The sequence below is a fragment of the Flindersiella endophytica genome, assembly GCF_054779015.1.
In genome coordinates, this window is the sequence record NZ_BAAGYY010000016.1 from 274,081 (window position 1) to 291,100 (window position 17,020).

18 protein-coding genes are annotated in these 17,020 nt (G+C 68.4%); 9 read left to right on the forward strand and 9 right to left on the reverse strand.

Annotated features, from left to right (window positions below; genetic code table 11):
* Positions 1–9: 9 nt before the first annotated feature.
* On the reverse strand, positions 10–597 hold the full coding sequence (locus ACYVF6_RS18600; protein WP_460522891.1) for a DoxX family protein: 588 nt from the start codon (positions 595–597) through the stop codon (positions 10–12).
* A gap of 73 nt (positions 598–670) precedes the next feature.
* Positions 671–1,981, reverse strand: a complete 1,311-nt coding sequence (gene aspS / locus ACYVF6_RS18605; RefSeq protein ID WP_460522893.1) for an aspartate--tRNA(Asn) ligase — start codon at positions 1,979–1,981, stop codon at positions 671–673.
* A 302-nt stretch (positions 1,982–2,283) separates the two neighbouring features.
* On the opposite strand from aspS, the gene ACYVF6_RS18610 reads away from it, so the two are divergent.
* Entirely contained in the window at positions 2,284–3,030 is a 747-nt protein-coding gene (locus ACYVF6_RS18610) for an SOS response-associated peptidase (protein WP_460522895.1), read from the forward strand.
* On the opposite strand, the gene ACYVF6_RS18615 is transcribed toward ACYVF6_RS18610, so the two are convergent.
* Positions 3,027–3,692: a TetR/AcrR family transcriptional regulator gene (locus ACYVF6_RS18615; protein ID WP_460522897.1), complete on the reverse strand. Its 666-nt coding sequence runs from the start codon at positions 3,690–3,692 to the stop codon at positions 3,027–3,029. The two genes, ACYVF6_RS18610 and ACYVF6_RS18615, sit on opposite strands and share 4 nt — an antisense overlap.
* 81 nt (positions 3,693–3,773) lie before the next feature.
* Here ACYVF6_RS18615 and ACYVF6_RS18620 point away from each other — a divergent pair, with 81 nt between their 5' ends.
* The 4 genes from ACYVF6_RS18620 to rsrA all read left to right on the forward strand — a co-directional run bounded on the left by ACYVF6_RS18620 (position 3,774) and on the right by rsrA (position 6,186).
* Positions 3,774–4,262: an ester cyclase gene (locus ACYVF6_RS18620; RefSeq protein ID WP_460522900.1), complete on the forward strand. Its 489-nt coding sequence runs from the start codon at positions 3,774–3,776 to the stop codon at positions 4,260–4,262.
* Positions 4,263–4,404: 142 nt separating this feature from the next.
* Positions 4,405–5,055, forward strand: a complete 651-nt coding sequence (locus ACYVF6_RS18625; protein WP_460522902.1) for an alpha/beta hydrolase family protein — start codon at positions 4,405–4,407, stop codon at positions 5,053–5,055.
* A gap of 226 nt (positions 5,056–5,281) precedes the next feature.
* Positions 5,282–5,899 (forward strand): sigma-70 family RNA polymerase sigma factor, encoded by a 618-nt coding sequence (locus tag ACYVF6_RS18630; protein ID WP_460522904.1) that lies wholly within the window; start codon positions 5,282–5,284, stop codon positions 5,897–5,899.
* Positions 5,896–6,186 carry an anti-sigma factor RshA gene (gene rsrA / locus ACYVF6_RS18635; protein WP_460522906.1) on the forward strand — a complete coding sequence of 97 codons (291 nt, stop codon included), beginning with the start codon at positions 5,896–5,898 and terminating at the stop codon, positions 6,184–6,186. Before ACYVF6_RS18630 ends, rsrA begins: the two co-directional genes overlap by 4 nt.
* A gap of 86 nt (positions 6,187–6,272) precedes the next feature.
* Here rsrA and ACYVF6_RS18640 read toward each other — a convergent pair whose 3' ends face one another.
* Positions 6,273–6,347 (reverse strand): 50S ribosomal protein bL37, encoded by a 75-nt coding sequence (locus ACYVF6_RS18640; protein ID WP_460523111.1) that lies wholly within the window; start codon positions 6,345–6,347, stop codon positions 6,273–6,275.
* Between the two features lie 905 nt (positions 6,348–7,252).
* Here ACYVF6_RS18640 and ACYVF6_RS18645 point away from each other — a divergent pair.
* Complete coding sequence (locus ACYVF6_RS18645) at positions 7,253–8,488, forward strand: HD-GYP domain-containing protein (protein WP_460522908.1); 1,236 nt, start codon at positions 7,253–7,255, stop codon at positions 8,486–8,488.
* The gene (locus ACYVF6_RS18650; RefSeq protein WP_460522910.1) at positions 8,485–9,813 is read left to right on the forward strand and encodes an HD-GYP domain-containing protein; all 1,329 of its coding nucleotides are present in this window, start codon (positions 8,485–8,487) and stop codon (positions 9,811–9,813) included. Before ACYVF6_RS18645 ends, ACYVF6_RS18650 begins: the two co-directional genes overlap by 4 nt.
* A 15-nt stretch (positions 9,814–9,828) precedes the next feature.
* On the opposite strand, the gene ACYVF6_RS18655 is transcribed toward ACYVF6_RS18650, so the two are convergent.
* The gene (locus ACYVF6_RS18655) at positions 9,829–10,860 is read right to left on the reverse strand and encodes a GNAT family N-acetyltransferase (RefSeq protein ID WP_460522912.1); all 1,032 of its coding nucleotides are present in this window, start codon (positions 10,858–10,860) and stop codon (positions 9,829–9,831) included.
* Between the two features lie 49 nt (positions 10,861–10,909).
* On the opposite strand from ACYVF6_RS18655, the gene ACYVF6_RS18660 reads away from it, so the two are divergent.
* Both ACYVF6_RS18660 and ACYVF6_RS18665 read left to right on the forward strand, forming a co-directional pair.
* Positions 10,910–11,935, forward strand: a complete 1,026-nt coding sequence (locus ACYVF6_RS18660; protein ID WP_460522914.1) for a LacI family DNA-binding transcriptional regulator — start codon at positions 10,910–10,912, stop codon at positions 11,933–11,935.
* An 83-nt stretch (positions 11,936–12,018) separates the two neighbouring features.
* On the forward strand, positions 12,019–13,359 hold the full coding sequence (locus ACYVF6_RS18665; RefSeq protein ID WP_460522916.1) for a CE1 family esterase: 1,341 nt from the start codon (positions 12,019–12,021) through the stop codon (positions 13,357–13,359).
* A gap of 234 nt (positions 13,360–13,593) precedes the next feature.
* On the opposite strand, the gene ACYVF6_RS18670 is transcribed toward ACYVF6_RS18665, so the two are convergent.
* The 4 genes from ACYVF6_RS18670 to ACYVF6_RS18685 all read right to left on the reverse strand — a co-directional run bounded on the left by ACYVF6_RS18670 (position 13,594) and on the right by ACYVF6_RS18685 (position 16,902).
* Complete coding sequence (locus ACYVF6_RS18670; protein ID WP_460522918.1) at positions 13,594–14,079, reverse strand: Lrp/AsnC family transcriptional regulator; 486 nt, start codon at positions 14,077–14,079, stop codon at positions 13,594–13,596.
* 28 nt (positions 14,080–14,107) lie between these two features.
* Complete coding sequence (locus tag ACYVF6_RS18675; RefSeq protein WP_460522920.1) at positions 14,108–14,992, reverse strand: Rossmann-fold NAD(P)-binding domain-containing protein; 885 nt, start codon at positions 14,990–14,992, stop codon at positions 14,108–14,110.
* Between the two features lie 42 nt (positions 14,993–15,034).
* Positions 15,035–15,838, reverse strand: a complete 804-nt coding sequence (locus tag ACYVF6_RS18680) for an alpha/beta fold hydrolase (protein ID WP_460522922.1) — start codon at positions 15,836–15,838, stop codon at positions 15,035–15,037.
* Positions 15,839–15,933: 95 nt separating this feature from the next.
* Positions 15,934–16,902, reverse strand: coding sequence for an aldo/keto reductase (locus tag ACYVF6_RS18685; RefSeq protein WP_460522924.1), 969 nt, complete (start codon positions 16,900–16,902; stop codon positions 15,934–15,936).
* Positions 16,903–17,020 lie beyond the last annotated feature (118 nt).

Consider the following 17,020-nt stretch of genomic DNA (forward strand, 5'->3'; position numbering starts at 1 on the left):
GAAAAGAGATCAGTGCGGAAGCTTCGACTTCAGCTCGCGGGCCGTGTGCGTGGTCTCGCTCCTGGCCAGCCGCGCCGCGTGGTGCGCCTCCCGCCGGGCCAGCTTGGCCGCCCGCCGTGCCTCGATCCGTGCTTCCCGGGCGCCGTGCCGCGCGCGCCACATCAGTCCCGGCTTGCCCTCGGTGTCGACGGCGGCCAGCAGCAGACCGCCGACCAGGCCGGCGTTCTTCATCAGCTGGACCCGCTGTGCCTGACGCTTGCCGGGCTCCTCTTCCTCCCAGAACGCGTGACCGGCCAACGTGGTCGGAATCAGGGAGAGGATCAGCGCGAACGCGCCCGCCCGCGGCGCCCGGCCACTGGCCAGCGCCAGCCCGCCCAGCACCTGGACGGCACCGTTGACGCGGACCAGCGTCTTGGGATCGTCGGGAATCTTCTCGGCGACAGCCGCGGGCGCGACCTTGCGTAGCGTCGGCAGGAACCGGTCGACGACCGGCTTGGCCGCGGACGCCAGCGGCTCGGGGTTCTTGATCGCGGCCGCGCCTTGGACCACGAAGATCGTCGCAAGCATCGGCCGGGCAAGCAGTCGCACAAGACTCATGCGATCTTCATACCGCTGAACGCCCGCCGCAAACAGCCCGGGGTGGGCCGTTGCGGCGGGCGTCACATGCCTTTTACGGGGCAAGTCGGTGCAGGTCGCGCGGGAACAGCGTGACCTGGCGGACGTTCTCCACCTCGGTCAGCCGCGCGACGAACCGCTCCAGCCCGAACGCGAACCCGCCGTGCGGCGGCATGCCGTGCCGGAACGTGTCGACGTACGCCGCGAACGGCTCCAGCGGCAGCCCGCGCTCCTCCAGAACCGCGAGGTAGTCTCCGTGCCGGTGCAGCCGCTGCCCGCCCGTGACCAGCTCCAGTCCGCGGAAGATCAGGTCGAAGGAGTTCGACCAGTACGGCTCCGCGGCCGGATAGGTCTGCGGGTGCGTGTAGAACGCCCGCTTGGCCGTCGGATAGCCGACGACGTACACGAAGTCGCTCCCGTGCTCCGCCCGAGCCCACTCGCCGACCGCGCGCTCGTGCGCGGGCGCGAGGTCGGGCTCGTCCTCCGGCGCGCCGACCAGCTTCAGCACGTCGGAGAAGTGGATCGCCGGAATCTCCTCCGGTACGGAGGGCATCGTCACGCCCAGCCGCTCCACCGCCGGAGCGGCCTGCGCGCGCACCGCCTCGACCATGCCCGCGACGGCTTCGCGTACGACCGCCATCACGTCGCGGTGGTCGCGGATGAAGCCGAACTCCGCGTCGAGCGAGACGTACTCCGCGAGGTGCCGCACCGTGTCGTGCGGCTCGGCCCGGAACACCGGCCCGACCTCGAAGACCCGCTCGAACACCCCGACCATCATCTGCTTGTAGAACTGCGGCGACTGGGCGAGGTACGCGGGCCGGCCGAAGTAGTCGAGCGTGAACACGTTCGCGCCGCTCTCCGTGGCGCTCTCGACGATCTTCGGCGTCTGGATCTCTGTGAACGCGAGCCCGCTCAACGCCTGCCGGAAGCCGGCGACCGCCGCGGAGGCGATCTCGAACGGAGCCCGCGCCATCGGATGCCGCAACGTCACAGCCGCGTTGTCGAGCATCGTCGGCAGGCCCGCCGTGAGGTTCGGCCGCCAGAGCTCGATCGGCGGTGTGGCCGCCGGGTCGGTCAGCGGCGTGAACGCCGGGTCGACGACCTCGACGCCTCCTGGTGCCTGTTCGTTGGCCACGGCCTGGCCGGTGACCTGGACGACGGTCTCTTCGCCGAGCTCCTCGATCCGGGCCACGGCTTGCGGTTCGCGTACGACGATCTGCGCAAGTCCGGAGCGGTCCCGAAGAACGACGAAGGTGACGGACGCCAGGCGCCGGCGGCGGTGGACCCAACCTTGAAGCGTGACGGCCTCGCCGGCCTTCGCCGGCAGCTCGGCCGCGAGCGTACGCTGAGTAACGACAGCTGTCATGGTGGTGGTCACCTCCCACTGGGTTCTGAACGTCCCCTTGGGGTGTGGGCGATTGGGGTACTCGCGGTGCCACCACACCTTCACCGCCACCCGGAGGCGGCGGCCTCATTCCTGTCGCAATGGCTCGGAAGTGTCTTCACACCAGGGGCGAACGCCGCCTTCTCAGCTACCGGCCGGCTCTCTGTAGCTCACTGATCCCGGCGCTACTCGTCTTCGTCAGCGCCTCCGCCAAGACTACGCTGCGTCGGCACGACACTGGTACAAGTTTTGTCTCGGCTTGCGGACATGGCAGGCTGTGCGGCATGTGTGGGAGGTACTCCGTCAGCCGGGACGCCGACGAGCTCGCACGTGAGTTCGAGGTGGACCGGGTCGACGTACGCGAGAAACTGGAGCCGGACTACAACGTCGCGCCGTCCAGGCAGGTCCCGATCATCGTCGACCGGTTTCCCGGCGGCGACGAGGACGCCAAGCCGGAGCGCCGGCTGACCAGGGTGCGCTGGGGCCTCGTGCCGGCATGGGCCAAGGACATCAAGATCGGCTACAAGATGATCAACGCCCGGATCGAGACCGCGCACGAGAAGCCTGCCTACCGCCGGCCGTTCGCGCGCCGCCGCTGCCTGCTCCCCGCCGATGGTTACTACGAGTGGTACGGCGAGGTGAAGGGCAAGAAGCAGCCGTTCTTCATCCGCCCGCGCAACGGCGCGGTGCTGGCGATGGCCGGCCTGTACGAGATCTGGCGCGACCCGTCGAAGGAAGAAGACGACCCGGACCGTTTCCTGTGGACCTGCACGGTGCTCACCACGACGGCCGAGGACTCCGTCGGGCAGATCCACGACCGCATGCCGCTGATGCTGGAGCCGAAGAAGTACGCCGACTGGCTGGACCCTCGCGTCACCGACGTCGACAAGGTGCGCTCGCTGCTGATCCCGGCGGCGCCCGGCCGGCTCGAGGCGTACCCCGTCTCGCCCGCGGTCAACTCCGTGAAGAACAACAGCCCCGATCTGATGGCTCCCTTGCCGTTCGACCGCAACAGCCTCGGGGCGTTCTAGCCTCGGCGGGGCGAGGTGCGCGGGGCCTGGCCGACGGTGGAGGACTGGCTCTGGTGCTCGCCGAACACATGTCGTTCGAGCGTCTCGCCGGCCCATCGGGCGAACTCCGCCGGGGACCAGCCGGACTCCGCCACGAGTTCCTGGTAGACGCCGGGCGCGGCGAGCGCCCGGAACACTGCCTGGGCCTCGGCGAGCGGAACGCTGAGGTGCCCGTCCAGCGAGGCGATCATGGCGTCCATCGCCTGGTTGCGGCCTGCGAGCTTCGATCGCAGCAGCGCGCGGGTCTCCGGGCTCTCGTCGGTGGCCGCCTCGAAGATCATGACGACGTCGAACCCGGCTGAGTACAGCCCGCCCAGCCAGGCCGCCGCCGCATAGAGACGCCGGACGTGGTCCGGCTCGGCGAGCACGTCCGCGGCTCGCTCCGGCGCGCGAGCGTCCTGGAGCCACCGCTCGCAGATCCGCGACAAGATCTCCCGTTTCGTGCCGAAAGCGGAGTACACGGTGCGTACGCCCACTCCGGCCTCGGCGGCGATGGACTCGATGCTGGTGGATCCGTAACCGCTGGTGGCGAACAGCCGCCGGGCCGCGTCGGCGATGCGGTCCCGGGTGGCTTCGGCCTGCTGCTGCCGATATGTCGATCGGGTCTTGACAGAACGCGCCATCAGGGAACACTATCAATGCGTCCAGTGCAGTGATGCTGCAGTGGATGCATCATCACTGCAACGAAGTTTCAGGAGGTGCCCATGAGCACCACAGTTCCCGCCTCGTCCACGTCCACCGCTCGCGCCGTCATGCAGCAGATGCTGGACGGCTTCGCCGCAGGCGACACCACGGTCGTCGACCGGTTGTGCGCGCCTGATCTGGTGGAGCACCAGTTCGGCATGGCCGGCGCCGGCGCGGAGGCCGTCGCTCACGTCAGGGCGGCCATCCAAGACCTGCATCGCGCGATCCCCGACCTCTCGATCACCATCGAGGACGCCATCGAGACCGGCGACACCATCTGGGTGCGGGCCCGCGCCCGCGGTACCGCCACCGGTCCGTTCTTCGGACCACCCACTGGCCGTCCCATCGACGTCACCGTCTTCGACGTCGCCCGCATCGTCGACGGCCGGATGGTCGAGCACTGGGGCGTTCCGGACCGCTTCGCGGTGCTCGCTCAGACAGGTGTGCTCGAGCGCTTGGGCGGCACGCCCGCTCGGGACGACGCTCCTGCCGGCTCCGCGGCCGGATGATCCTCACCGCCTGCGATCCTCGCCCGGTCCGGACCTGTCGATGATCGCCTCCACCACGGAGTGGGCGCACCACGCGACCGCTTCCTGTATCACCCTGTAACCAGACCTTCACCTCACCCGGCGGTTCTGAGACCATTTGCCCATGGTCTGGATCAAGCGCCAGGTGGAGCGTCTCGTCGAGACGCCGGACGGCTTCGCGAGGCTGTTCTACAACCGCACGGATCGCGTCCGGGCCACGCTCGTTCTGGGCCATGGCGCCGGCGGTGGTCCGGATGCGCAGGACCTCGAGGCGCTCTCGGCCGGCCTGCTCGAGTTCGACATCTCGGTGATCCGCGTCGAGCAGCCCTGGCACGTCGCGGGCAAGCCGGTCGCGCCGGCGCCCGCGAGCCTGGACCGGGCCTGGGAAGCCGTGATCGGCCAGCTGCGCAGCCGCACTCCGACGTTCTTCGGTGGACGCAGCGCAGGCGCCCGGGTCGCCTGCCGGACGGCCCGCCGGCTCGGCGCGGTCGGCTGCCTGGCGCTGGCGTTCCCACTGCATCCGCCCAAGCGCCCCGAGAAGTCGCGGCTCGACGAGCTGGTCGGCGCCCGCGTGCCGACGCTTGTCGTGCAGGGGGAGCGCGACCCGTTCGGTACGCCGGAGGAGTTCCCGCCGTCCGTCGACCTGACCATCGTGCCGAGTGCCGGTCACGAGTTCCGCGTCCCGAAGTCGGCGGCGGTCACCCAGGACGAGGCGCTCGACATCATCGTCGAGGCCGCCGGCGAGTGGATCATCCGCATCGTGGGCCCGCAATAGATCACCACCGCGCTCGACCCCACCAGGTGGGAATCTCCGCGACCACGCCCGTGTTGACGAGGTCGTACCAACGGAGAGCAATGTTCCTGGAGGGCAATCAGTGGTTGCAGCGGCGTGCCCGCCTCGCTGGGAATCGGGGCAAACCAGCTTGGTTTCTGACATTTCGACTTGGCAGGAGTGGACGCCTGCGATGGGCACTAGCACAGTCGAGCTATCCTCGCGACCGATGACAGTGGCCGCGAAGACCGAAACACCCGAGGAGCGCAGCGCTCGCTTCGAGCGGGATGCCTTGCCGTATCTCGACCAGCTCTACAACGCGGCGCTCCGGATGACCCGCAACCCCGCCGACGCCGACGACCTGGTGCAGGAGACGTTCGCGAAGGCGTACTCCAGCTTCCACCAGTTCACCGAGGGCACGAACCTCAAGGCGTGGCTCTACCGGATCTTGACCAACACCTTCATCAACACCTACCGGAAGCGGCAGCGTGAGCCGCAGCGTGCCGGTACGGAGGAGATCGAGGACTGGCAGCTCGCCCGTGCGGAGTCGCACACCTCGTCCGGACTGAAGTCCGCCGAGGCGGAGGCGCTGGAGCACCTCCCCGATTCTGACGTCAAGGAAGCGCTGCAGTCGGTTCCCGAGGACTTCCGGATGGCGGTCTACCTGGCCGACGTCGAGGGCTTCGCGTACAAGGAGATCGCCGACATCATGGGGACACCGATCGGAACCGTGATGTCGCGGCTGCACCGCGGCCGGCGACTGTTGCGCGAGTTGCTCGAGGACTACGCGCGTGACCGTGGATTCATCCCGACAATGGCGAACGGGAAGGGCGGCGAGGAGTCGTGAGCGGCGGCAAGCCCGGCGACCTCGAGTGTTCGGAAGCACTGGAACGAATGTTCCTCTTCCTGGACCACGAGATGGACGACGATGACGAGGGCTGCAACAAGATCCGCGAGCATCTCGCGGACTGCGAGCCCTGCCTGGAGAAGTACGACCTGGAAGGCATGGTCAAGTCGCTGGTCCAGCGCTCGTGCGGTTGCGACAAGCCCCCGTCCGACCTGCGCGCGAAGGTGCAGATGCGGATCCGGCAGGTACAGATCCAGCTGACCCAGGGGCAGCAGCCGGAAGTGTGACCGGGCAGGCCCGCTCACCGGTAGGCATCAGACAACAGACCAAAGGCCCAGGAGATCTTCCTCCTGGGCCGCTGTCTTTCGCATGTTCAGCTGTTGGGCCGCTTGCCGTGGTTTGCCTTGTTCTTGCGGCGGTCCCTGCGCTTACGTCCACCCTTGCCCATCAGGTCACCTCTTCGCCTGTTCCGGATAGATCGTCTGATCAGTGCCGGGTTCGCCAGGTCGACCAATTGCGTCAACCGGCTCCCGACACTGCCGACAAAGCTTACGTGACTGTACGTGTGGGGCAATCGGTGCCTCTCCGGCGGTGTCCAACCCCGGACCCATCCTCTAGACGCTCGGTTACCGCAAATTGCGCAGTTCTGTTCAGTGGTGCGTTTACCGAAACGTAGCCGAGCGAATTTGGCGACTTTAAGTGCTCGCCGACTAATTACACGTGATCATTTACGCGAATAGCGACTACTACACTCCGTTAAGTGATCTGGGCATCCATCGCTTTGACGGTCAGATCGGGCGGATCGCATGCACCGGGAGTGTGTCGCGACGTGGCGGTTTGCCGGAAATGGTGAGACACGTCACGACCTGGTGCAGGTTACGGGCAGTGATAGTGACATTATGGAGTCCTTGTTTTCGGGCGAGAGACTTGACCTGTAGGGTCTCAACGCCGTGTACTCGTAAGAGCGACCGATGCCTTCGGCAATCACAGGGGCGACATGCTGAGGGCAATAGGGACCACGGCTGATGGGCGGCTGACGTGGGTGTGTGGACGGGCTTAGTGAGCGTGGCTGGGCGCAGCGAACGTGCGGATCTGTGTGTCAAGATCACGGAAATGGGGGGATGCGCCGGCGCGGCCAGGGGCAGGTGCAAGGAGGAGGTTGCCATCATGTCTGGCGACGGTTTCGAGTGGGAGTGATCCATGGCATGGCTAGGGCTATCTCCCCGGGCACGGCAGTGAGGCATGCCCCGGATGCCGAGTCGTGCTGTTCGAACATATGTCGGGGTGCTCTGTGTCGCCGCAGTGCCCCTGGTTGTCCTCTCCCTGCTTCGGATTGAGCGTCCCCTCGACGCAGTGTGTTTCGCACTGCTGGTCTTTGTCGTAGAGCATCTGAAGTCGCGCATGGGCAGCCATGTCGTGGTTGGCCTCAACGGTGTCGTGGCCACGGCCATGTACCCGATTCTTGGCATGTGGGCGGCGCCGATCTGGCTCGCCAGCGCGCTGGCGAAGCGACCCGGCATTCCGCGAATCCGGCGCATCTACAACGTCACACAGAACGTCATCTGCACCTTCCTCAGCGGGGCGGTCTACGTTGCGCTAGGAGGCGGTGTCGGTCCGGGCGCCCTGGCGTCGGAAGCGTTCCCGCGCACGTTGGTTCCGGTGACGGCGGCGATCCTCACCTTCGAGCTGACCAACGTCGTCCTGCTGACGGGGATCCTGCGGCTGGACACCGGCCGGAGCCTGATCCGCATCCTCCGCGCGACGTTCGCCGAGGCGATCATCGCCAACATCGGCTACGCCTATCTCGGGCTGCTGATGGCCGTGCTGTGGTTGGGCCGGCTCGGCCCGGCTGCCGCGGTCCTGATGCTCGTTCCGCTCCTGGTGGCGCGGTGGGCGATCGCGCAGTTCGCGGCTGAGCAGAAGACGCACCAGGCGACGCTGCAGGCGCTCGCCCAGGCGATCGAGACCAAGGACCTCTACACCCGCGGCCACGGTGAACGCGTGAGCCGGGCGGCGCGCATGCTGGGCACCGAGATGGGCTGGGAGGGCGAGCGCCTGGAGGCGCTGGCCCAGGCCGGGCTGCTGCACGACGTCGGCAAGATCGGCGTGCCGACCCGCGTCCTGCAGAAGGACGGGCGGTTGACCGACGACGAGTACGACGCGATCAAGCTGCATCCGATGCACGGCGTCGAGGTCGTCGGCGACATCGCGTTCCTCGAGGACGCGCGCGCCGGCATCATGCACCACCACGAGCGGTACGACGGCACCGGCTATCCCGCCGGGCTGCGCGGTGAGCACATCCCGATCTTCGCGCGCATCCTGTCCGTCTCCGACGCGTTCGACTGCATGACCAGCGTCCGTTCGTACCGGACCGCACGTCCGGTCGAAGAGGCGATCGAAGAGCTGATCCGCTGCAAGAGCGCCCAGTTCGACCCCAACCTCGTCGACATCTTCGTCAAGGCCGTACGCCACAACGGCTGGGAGCCGGCTCCCGTGCAGGACCTGCCGGTTCCGCAGGCGACCGGCGGCGCGACCTACGACCACGACGACCCGGCGCACCCGCCTCAGATCGAGGGCAGCAGGTCATGAGCCTCAGCGAACGCGGCCCGGTCCGATTCGGCGGCCGGGCCGACTGGCGGGACCCTGCCGCGGTGATCGTCTTCTGCGCCGCCCTGCTGGTGGTCGCAGCCGTGTCGATGGCGGCGGTCGACGGGATCACCGAGCCGACGGTCGCGCTGGCGTTCGGCGGGCTGATCGCGTTCGGCGAGCTGGTCCGGCTGCGCCTGCCCGACGACCGGATGCAGGCGCCGATCGGGCTGGCCGGGGCACTCGGGTACGCCCTGCTCGCGCACGTGCCGCTGGTCTCACCGTCCGTCGACGACCGGGCGATGCACTCCGTACTCCAGACCGTGCTGGTCGCGGCCGTCGGCATGCTGGTCGGCGCGCTTCCGCACGTGGTGACCGGGCGCCCGTCGGAGCTGGAGAGCATCGCGCGCAACGTGCTGGTCGTGGCGGCGGTGGCCGTGGTGTTCCGGCCGCTGGTGCTCGACGACGCGGCCAACGCCTGGCTCGAAGGCCGGCTGTGGGGCTATCCCGTGGTCACGGTGATCGCGGTGCTGATGGTCTGGCCGCTGGAGGCCGCGCTGGCGGCGGGCGTCAACGCCGGGCGGGTGCGGAGCCGGCGCTACTTCGCGTTCTTCCGTAACGAGCTGTCGGCCTACCTCGGTATCGGGTCGGCGATCGCTTCGACCGGGGTGCTGATCGCGCTGGCGACCTGGGAGATCGGGCTGTGGGCGCTGCCGCTGGTGAGCATTCCGCTGCTGTTGGCGCAACTGGCGTACCGGCGCTATACCGGCATCCGGTGGACCCAGATCCAGACCATCCGCGCGCTGTCCCGTACGACCGAGGTCGGCGGCTACACCGAGACCGGGCACGCCCGGCGGGTGGCCGAGCTCGCGCTGGCCGTGGGCCGTGACCTGGGCCTGTCGGAGTCGCGGCTGCGGCTGCTGCACTACGCCGCGCTGATGCACGACCTCGGGCAGCTGTCCCTGGCCGACCCGATCCCAGGCGGTGCGACGGTCTTCCAGGCGCCGGACGAGCGGCGCCGGATCGCGGCTCGTGGGGCTGCGGTGGTGCGGCAGACCGGTGTGATGGAAGAGGTCGCGGTGATCGTCGAGGCCCAGGCCGAGCAGTACCGGCGGCCACACATCGGCGACGACATCGACGTGCCGCTGGAGAGCCGGATCATCAAGGTCGTCAACGCCTACGACGACCTGGCCGGCGCCTCGACGGCGGAGGACGTACGCCAGGACGCGCTGGAAGAGCTGCGGCTCGGCATGGCCTACGAATACGACCCGACGGTGGTCGCCTCCCTCGCCCGGATCATCGACCGCTACGCCGTCGCCCTCGTCTAGCCGGCGCCGATCGATCTAGACCTCGCGGGCGTACGCCAGCAGCTCGTGGCCCGGAATCGGTGACCAGTCGCGTGTGGGGTCGCGGTGGAAGGCGAGCCGGTCGTACAAGCGGTGGGCCGTTGCCATCTTGTGGGCGCTCGACATCGCCACGCCGCTCATTCCCTCGTCCCGCGCTCGGCGGAGCATGGCGCGGACCAGCAGCTCGCCGACGCCCAGCCCGCGTGCCGTCGGCGCGACGCCGAGCATCCGGAACTCGCCCTCGTCGTCGCGGGCGATCTCGCGGTAGGGCGAGCCCACCGGGCAGTACGTCGAGGTGCCGAGCACCGATCCGGTGTCACGCGAGACCGCGACCCACAGCTCGGCATCCTCGGCCCGGCGCTTGGCGTCGCGCAGCTCGTCGGCGTAGGAGTGGGGTGGGCCTGTGCGGCCGAAGGCCGCGGGGGCCGGATGAACACTGTCGGACCCAGGCGGCAGCAGCCCGTCGCCCGCATACGCGGACAGCGTGACCTCGCCGGCGTGGTCGTAGTCGGACGGCCGGGCGAGCCGGATCTCCGGCGCCGGCGCCAGGTCGAGGGTGTAGACGTACAGCCGGAAGCCGGCCGTCTCGTCGCGCTCCTCGATCTTGGTGAAGCCCAGCGCTTCGTACATCCGCTGCGCGTCGGGCATGTTGCTCATCGTTCCGAGGATCATCCGCCGCTTGCCGGCCAGCCGCGCCCGCGCGATCGACTCGTCGACGAGCGTCGACCCGATCCGGCGTCTGCGCGCGGTCAGGCTGACGCCCAGCATGCGCAGCTCGGCGTCGGCCTCGCCGGCGAGGTAGGACAGCGGGCTGCCGGCGTAGCTCAGCACGGTCGTGCCCAGCAGCTCGCCGGTCTCCTGATCGAGCGCGACGAGCACCTCGCTCATCGAGTCGGCCGCCCGGGGCTCGACGTCGCGGAGTTTGTCGAGGTAGGTCGGCGAGATGACGTACGGCTCGTAGGTCTGGGCGAGCAGCTCACCGACGGGTGCGTATTCGTCCGGCCGGATCTGGCGCAGCAACGGGATCACGCCTGCATTTCTAACAACCCCTGCCAAACGCAGGATCTACACTGCTGCGATGACGGGCCCAGAGCCGCCGGGGAAGTCGCCGAAACTGACGGTCGCGCAGATCGCACGGCTGGCGGGCGTGTCCGCGCCCACCGTCTCCCGCGTGCTGAACGGCCAGTCCGGAGTCTCGGCGCCCACCCGGCAGCGCGTCGAGTCGGTCATCCGGGAGCACGGCTACCGCCGTTCCGACAGCGCGCCGGCCGCGATCCTCGAGCTGGTCTTCCACGCGCTGGAGTCCCTGTGGGCGTTGGAGATCATCCGCGGTGTCGAACAGGTCGCCCGCGACCACGGTCTGGCCGTCGTCCTCACCGAGATGCAGGGCCGGCTGACGCCTGGCAGGGGCTGGACCGAGCAGGTACTCGCCCGCCGCCCGACCGGCGTGATCGCGGTCTTCTCCGAGCTCACGGCGCACCAGCAGCTGCAGCTGGCCAGCCGTTCGATCCCCTTGGTGGCGCTGGATCCGACCGGCGAGCCGCTGCACGAGACTCCGTCCGTCGGTGCCACCAACTGGAGCGGCGGCCTGGCCGCGACGCGACACCTGCTCGAGCTCGGCCACGAACGGATCGCGATGGTGAACGGCCCGCTGGCGTTCCTGTGTTGCGTCGCCCGGCTCGACGGTTTCCGCGCCGCGATGGACGCCGCCGGTGTCCGCGTCGACCCGAAGCTGGTGGTCGACTCCACCCTGTACGTCGAGGGTGGGCTCAGCGCCGGCCGTGAGCTGCTGGCTCTCCCGGAGCCGCCCACCGCGGTGTTCGCCGCCAACGACCTGCAGGCGCTGGGCATCTACGAAGCCGCCCGCGAGGCCGGCGTGCGGGTGCCCCAGGACCTGTCGGTCGTCGGCTTCGACGACCTCTCCTTCACACAGTGGGCCGGGCCGCCGATGACGACCGTGCGCCAGCCGCTCTACCAGATGGGCGCCACGGCCGCCCGCCTCGTGGTCGCCCTCGCGGCCGGGGACGAGCTGGAGCACCACCGCGTCGAGCTGGCGACTCAGCTGATCGTGCGAAAGAGTACCGCCGCCCCTCTTGAACGCTGAAACGTTTCCATGCATACTGCGAAAGGTTTCGAGGGAAGCGATCGCGCTGTCGTGCCGGCCGGGCACCCGACAAGGAGCGCGGCATGTCACCTCCAGTGGCTAACGCAGCAACGATCAACCGCAACCGCCTGCCCGGCGTCCGAGCCTTCGTCGCCCTGTTGATCGCCGGAGCCCTCGTACTCGCAGGACTCCTCATGTCCCGAACGCCCACCGCCTCGGCGGCGTCGCTCGTCGAGGTGACCAACTTCGGGACGAACCCGACCGGCCTGCGAATGCACCTGTACGTTCCCGACCGCACCCAGGCCCGCCCACCGATCCTGGTCGCGGTCCACTACTGCACGGGCTCCGGCCCGGCCTTCTACTCCGGTACGGAGTTCGCCCGCCTCGCCGACCAGTACGGCTTCATCGTCATCTATCCGTCGGCGACCCGCAGCGGCAGCTGCTTCGACGTCTCGACCCAGGGCGCCCTTACCCACAACGGCAACAGCGATCCGGTCGGCATCGTCTCGATGGTTCGCTACGTCCTGCAGAACCGCAACGCCGACCCCAACCGCGTCTACGTCACCGGCGCGTCCTCCGGCGCCATGATGACCAACGTCCTGCTCGGGGACTACCCGGACGTCTTCAAGGCCGGCTCGGCGTACATGGGCGTGCCGTTCGCCTGCTTCGCCACCACCGACGGCTCGATGTGGAACAGCGCGTGTGCCAACGGCCAGATCAGCCACACCCCGCAGGAGTGGGGCAACCTGGTCCGGAACGCCTTCCCGGGCTACACCGGCGCTCGCCCGCGTATGCAGGTCTGGCACGGCACCGAGGACGCGACGTTGCGCTATCCGAACTTCGGTGAGGAGATCAAGCAGTGGACCAACGTCCTCGGCGTCAGCCAGACCCCGGCACTCACCGATCACCCGCAGTCCACCTGGACCCGCACGCGCTACGGCGGTACGGGAACGCAGGCACCGGTCGAGGCCATCAGCGTCCAGGGTGCCGGTCACAGCCTGCCGATGGCCGGCATGGCCGCGATGACGATCGCGTTCTTCGGCCTCGACAGCGGCAGTCCGACGTCCACGCCCACCGTGACCCCGACCGTGACGCCCACGGGCCCGCCCGGGCCCTGCCGCGTGACGTATGTGCCGTCCACGTGGAGCACCGGCTTCACCGCGCGGGTCACGATCACCAACAACGGCACGACGTCGGTCGAAGGCTGGAGCCTGGCGTTCACGCTCCCGCCCGGGCAGGTCATCACGTCGGGCTGGAACGCCACCTACTCGCCGGCCAGCGGGCAGGTGACGGCCCGGAACCTGAGCTACAACGGCACCATCAACCCCGGCGGTTCGACCGAGATCGGCTTCCAGGGAACCCACACAGGCAACACGGCGGCTCCGAGCTCGTTCACGTTGAATGGGAGCACGTGCACGACCTAGACGATCTATTCCAAGGGGTCGCCTGACGCGCGACGCCTGGCATCCACGCTGGCTGCGTTGTCGTCGATCGCCGGAGGCCCCTCCTGGCTCCTCCTCCGCCTTGCCAGCGCGGCGCCATGCGCCGCGCGCTTGACCGGCGACCCCTTGGAACAGATCGTCTAGGGGCGGGGATGGGATGAGGAGAGCTTGTGGTGGCGGAGGCAATCGGCTCCGCCACCACAAGTGCCGCTCCTCTCAAGGGCGGAGTGGGAGCGGGCGGCGGGGGACGGGCGCCGACTGGATGAGCGAGGTCGTCGTGCGTCCGTACGGCGTGAAGCGGTCGAGGATGGGCTCGAGCTGGTCGACGGTGCGCAGGTGCATGGTGAAGTAGTAACAGTCGTCGCCGGTCATGCGGTAGCACTCGACGATCTCCGGGACGTCCCGGGCGATCTTCGGGATACGGGGGAGTTCGTGGGCGTGGGGCCGGATTCGGACCAGAAGCGTGATCGGGAATCCGACGGCCTCGGGGCTGATCTCGGCGTGGTAGCCGGTGATGACTCCGGACTCCTCCATCCGCCGCACGCGTTCGGCGATGGCCGGCGCGGACAGGCCAACGCGCCGGCTCAGCTCCGCGACGCTCACCCGGGCGTTGAGTTGAAGCTCACCCAGGATCCGGAGGTCGATCTCGTCGACGTCCTTGTGTTCGTACGCACGCCCGGGTGTTGTCCTTCGACGGGCCATTCTTCTACTTTACGAAGGCGGGCCTCGATCAGCCAGCGGTGTCGCCACGGCCTTCGGCGAAGGCGGTGCCGGTGGTTCGCGGGCCCGCAACGGCGTCCAGTTCCCGTCGCTGGTCGTCCAGCTTGGTACGGATCATCTCGTACGCCTCCTGGCCGAGCGGCAGCCGCAGCGGCGGATCCGCGGCGTCGACGGCGGCGATGATCGCGGCGGCAGCCTTCGACGGATCGCCGGGCTGGCTGCCCGCGATCTGCTCGAACCAGCGCAGTGCCTCGCCGACGCTTTCCTGGTAGTCGTCGATCTCGACGGCGTTCGCGGTGGCGCCGGCGGCGAAAGCGGTCCGGAACGGTCCGGGTTCGACGATCGTGACCTTGAGGCCGAGATGGGCGACTTCCTTGGCCAGGACTTCCGAGAGCCCTTCCAGCGCGAACTTGCTGGCAGCGTAGGCGGCCTCGCCGGGTAGAGCGGGCGCTACACCGTCCAGCGACGAAAACTGCACGATGTGCCCGGATCTCTGTTTCCGCAACTGCGGCAGCGCCGCCCGGGTCACGTTGAGCGGGCCGAACACGTTGGTCTCGAACTGCCGGCGCCACTGGTCGAGCGAAAGCTCCTCCAGCGCACCGAACAGACCGTACCCCGCGGCGTTTACCACGACGTCGATTCGTTCGAACGAATCGATGCCTGCTTCTACGGCGGCATCCGCGTCCTCAGGTCGGGTCACGTCGAGTTGGACGGCGATCGCTCGTCCTCGATGACGCTCGACCAGTTCGGTGACTCGACGGGGGTCGCGCGCCGCCGCGATCACGGCGTCGCCGCGGTCGAGCACTGCCTCGGCCAGCGCGCGCCCGAACCCGGAAGAGGTTCCGGTGATGAGCCACACGAGTCGCTTGCGCTGCGTCCCTGCCTGTGTAGTCATATTCGGCGGCTACCCGTGAACCTGGCACCCAACCACACTGGATCACAGCCCGGAGGGCGCGGACCGGACCTCCGGTTGGGTGAAGAATCGTTCGAGGACAGGAACGACCGCCTTCGGGTCGGCGACGTGCCCCTGGCCTTCGAGTACGAGTCGTTCCGCGTTCGGGACCGTGGCGGCCAGGACGTCCGCGGCTGACTCGAAGTAGTCCACAGTTCCCCCGGTGGCGACCAGTGTGGGTTGCCGGATCCGCGCGAGAACCTCGAGCGCGGGCTTGTAGTTGCGCGAGCAGGCGGCGTCGTAGGCCAGGGTGGGGGCGAGCTCGAGCAGGCCGGGCCAGTATTCCGAGCGTTTGGCCGCTTCGATCTGTTCGTCGGGAGAACCGGCGAGCCGCATGAAGAGCTCGAGGGCGTCTGCGTGCCGATGCTCGGCGAGTACGGACCGCAGCTGTTCGGCGTACGCCTCCGCCTGCTGCCGCATCGCCGGATCGACGAGATACGGCACCTCGTACACCGCGACCTTTCCGACCGGCAGGCCGGCGGCCGCGGCCTCCAGGACCAGCGCACCACCGGACGAAACGCCGTACAGGTTGGCCGTTTCGCCGGCCTCGGCGATCAACGCGGCGAGGTCCTCGATCTCGCGCTGGAGAGAGTACGGCGGGGTGTCGCCACTCGCGCCCCGGCCCCTGCGGTTGTAGTTGTAGGTGGTGAACGACGCGGCCAGTTCGGCCGCGAGCGGGGCGTTCTCAGCACCGTCGTCGAGTGCACCGGTCGCGAGGATGACGGGCGGGCCGCCGCCCTGCCGCTCGTACGCGATTCGCGTGCCGTCCTTGGATCGCACAGAGTCCATGGCTCACTTCCTGTTGCCGCGCTCGACTGTGGTTGCGAAGCCGCGACGAGCATAGTGCCGGTGACCAGCGAACGCGGAGGTTCTCGCTGCCGTGGTCAGTGGTGGCCGAGGACCGGATGTGGCTGATAGGGCGCCTCGAGGCGCGCCGTTTCGGCACCGTCCAACGTGAGATCGAGGGCCGCGATCGCGTCCTCGACGTGGGCGACCTTGGTCGCGCCGACGACGGGGGAGACCACGCCTGGCCGGGCCAGCAGCCAGGCCAGTGCGATCTGCGCGGGTGGAACGGCACGCGCGCCGGCGACCGACCGGACCGCATCCACCACGTCGAAGTCGATCTCCTGGTACATCTTGTCAGCGAGCGGGTCGTTGCCGGCGCGTGTGGTCTGCGAGCCGCCGCCGCGTTCTCGTGAGCCCGCCAGCAGCCCGCGGGCGAGTGGGCTGTAGGGAATGACGCCAACACCGAGATCCTGGCAGAGCGGGATCATTTCGCGTTCTTCTTCTCGGTAGACGAGGTTGTAGTGGTTCTGCATCGACACGAAAGGTGTCGGCGCGTTGTGCTGTGCCTTGGCGAACTGCCAGGCGAACATGCTGGATGCCCCGATGTAGCGGGCCTTGCCGGCTTGCACGATCTCGTGCAGAGCCTGCATGGTCTCCTCGATCGGTGTCTCGTAGTCCCATCGGTGGATCTGGTACAGATCGATGTAGTCAGTGCCGAGCCGCCGGAGTGAATCGTCCACAGCGGAGAGAATGTGCTTGCGCGACAATCCACCATCGTTGACCCCGGGACCCATGGGGAAGAACACCTTGGTGGCAAGGACATAGTCGTCGCGGCGAGCGAAGAGCTTGCCGAGCAGACGTGCGGTGACCTCCTCGGTGGCGCCGCGGTCGTACATGTCGGCGGTGTCGAAGAACGTCACGCCTTCCTCGACAGCACGACGAACGATGGGCTCGGCCGCACTCTCGTCCAAGTGCCATACGCGCTCCGCGTGGTTCCCGTAGCTCATCATTCCCAGGCAGATCCGGGAGACCTTCAATCCAGATCCGCCCAATCTCGTATAACGCATCAAGCCTCCTGGCAGGAACTATCCAGCCATCCCGGCCCTGGCGGAAGTTCCATCCAACGCAATCCGGCCCGGTTCACCTACAGATCGACGCTGTGGCGACACCGCCAGCTCTGTTTCG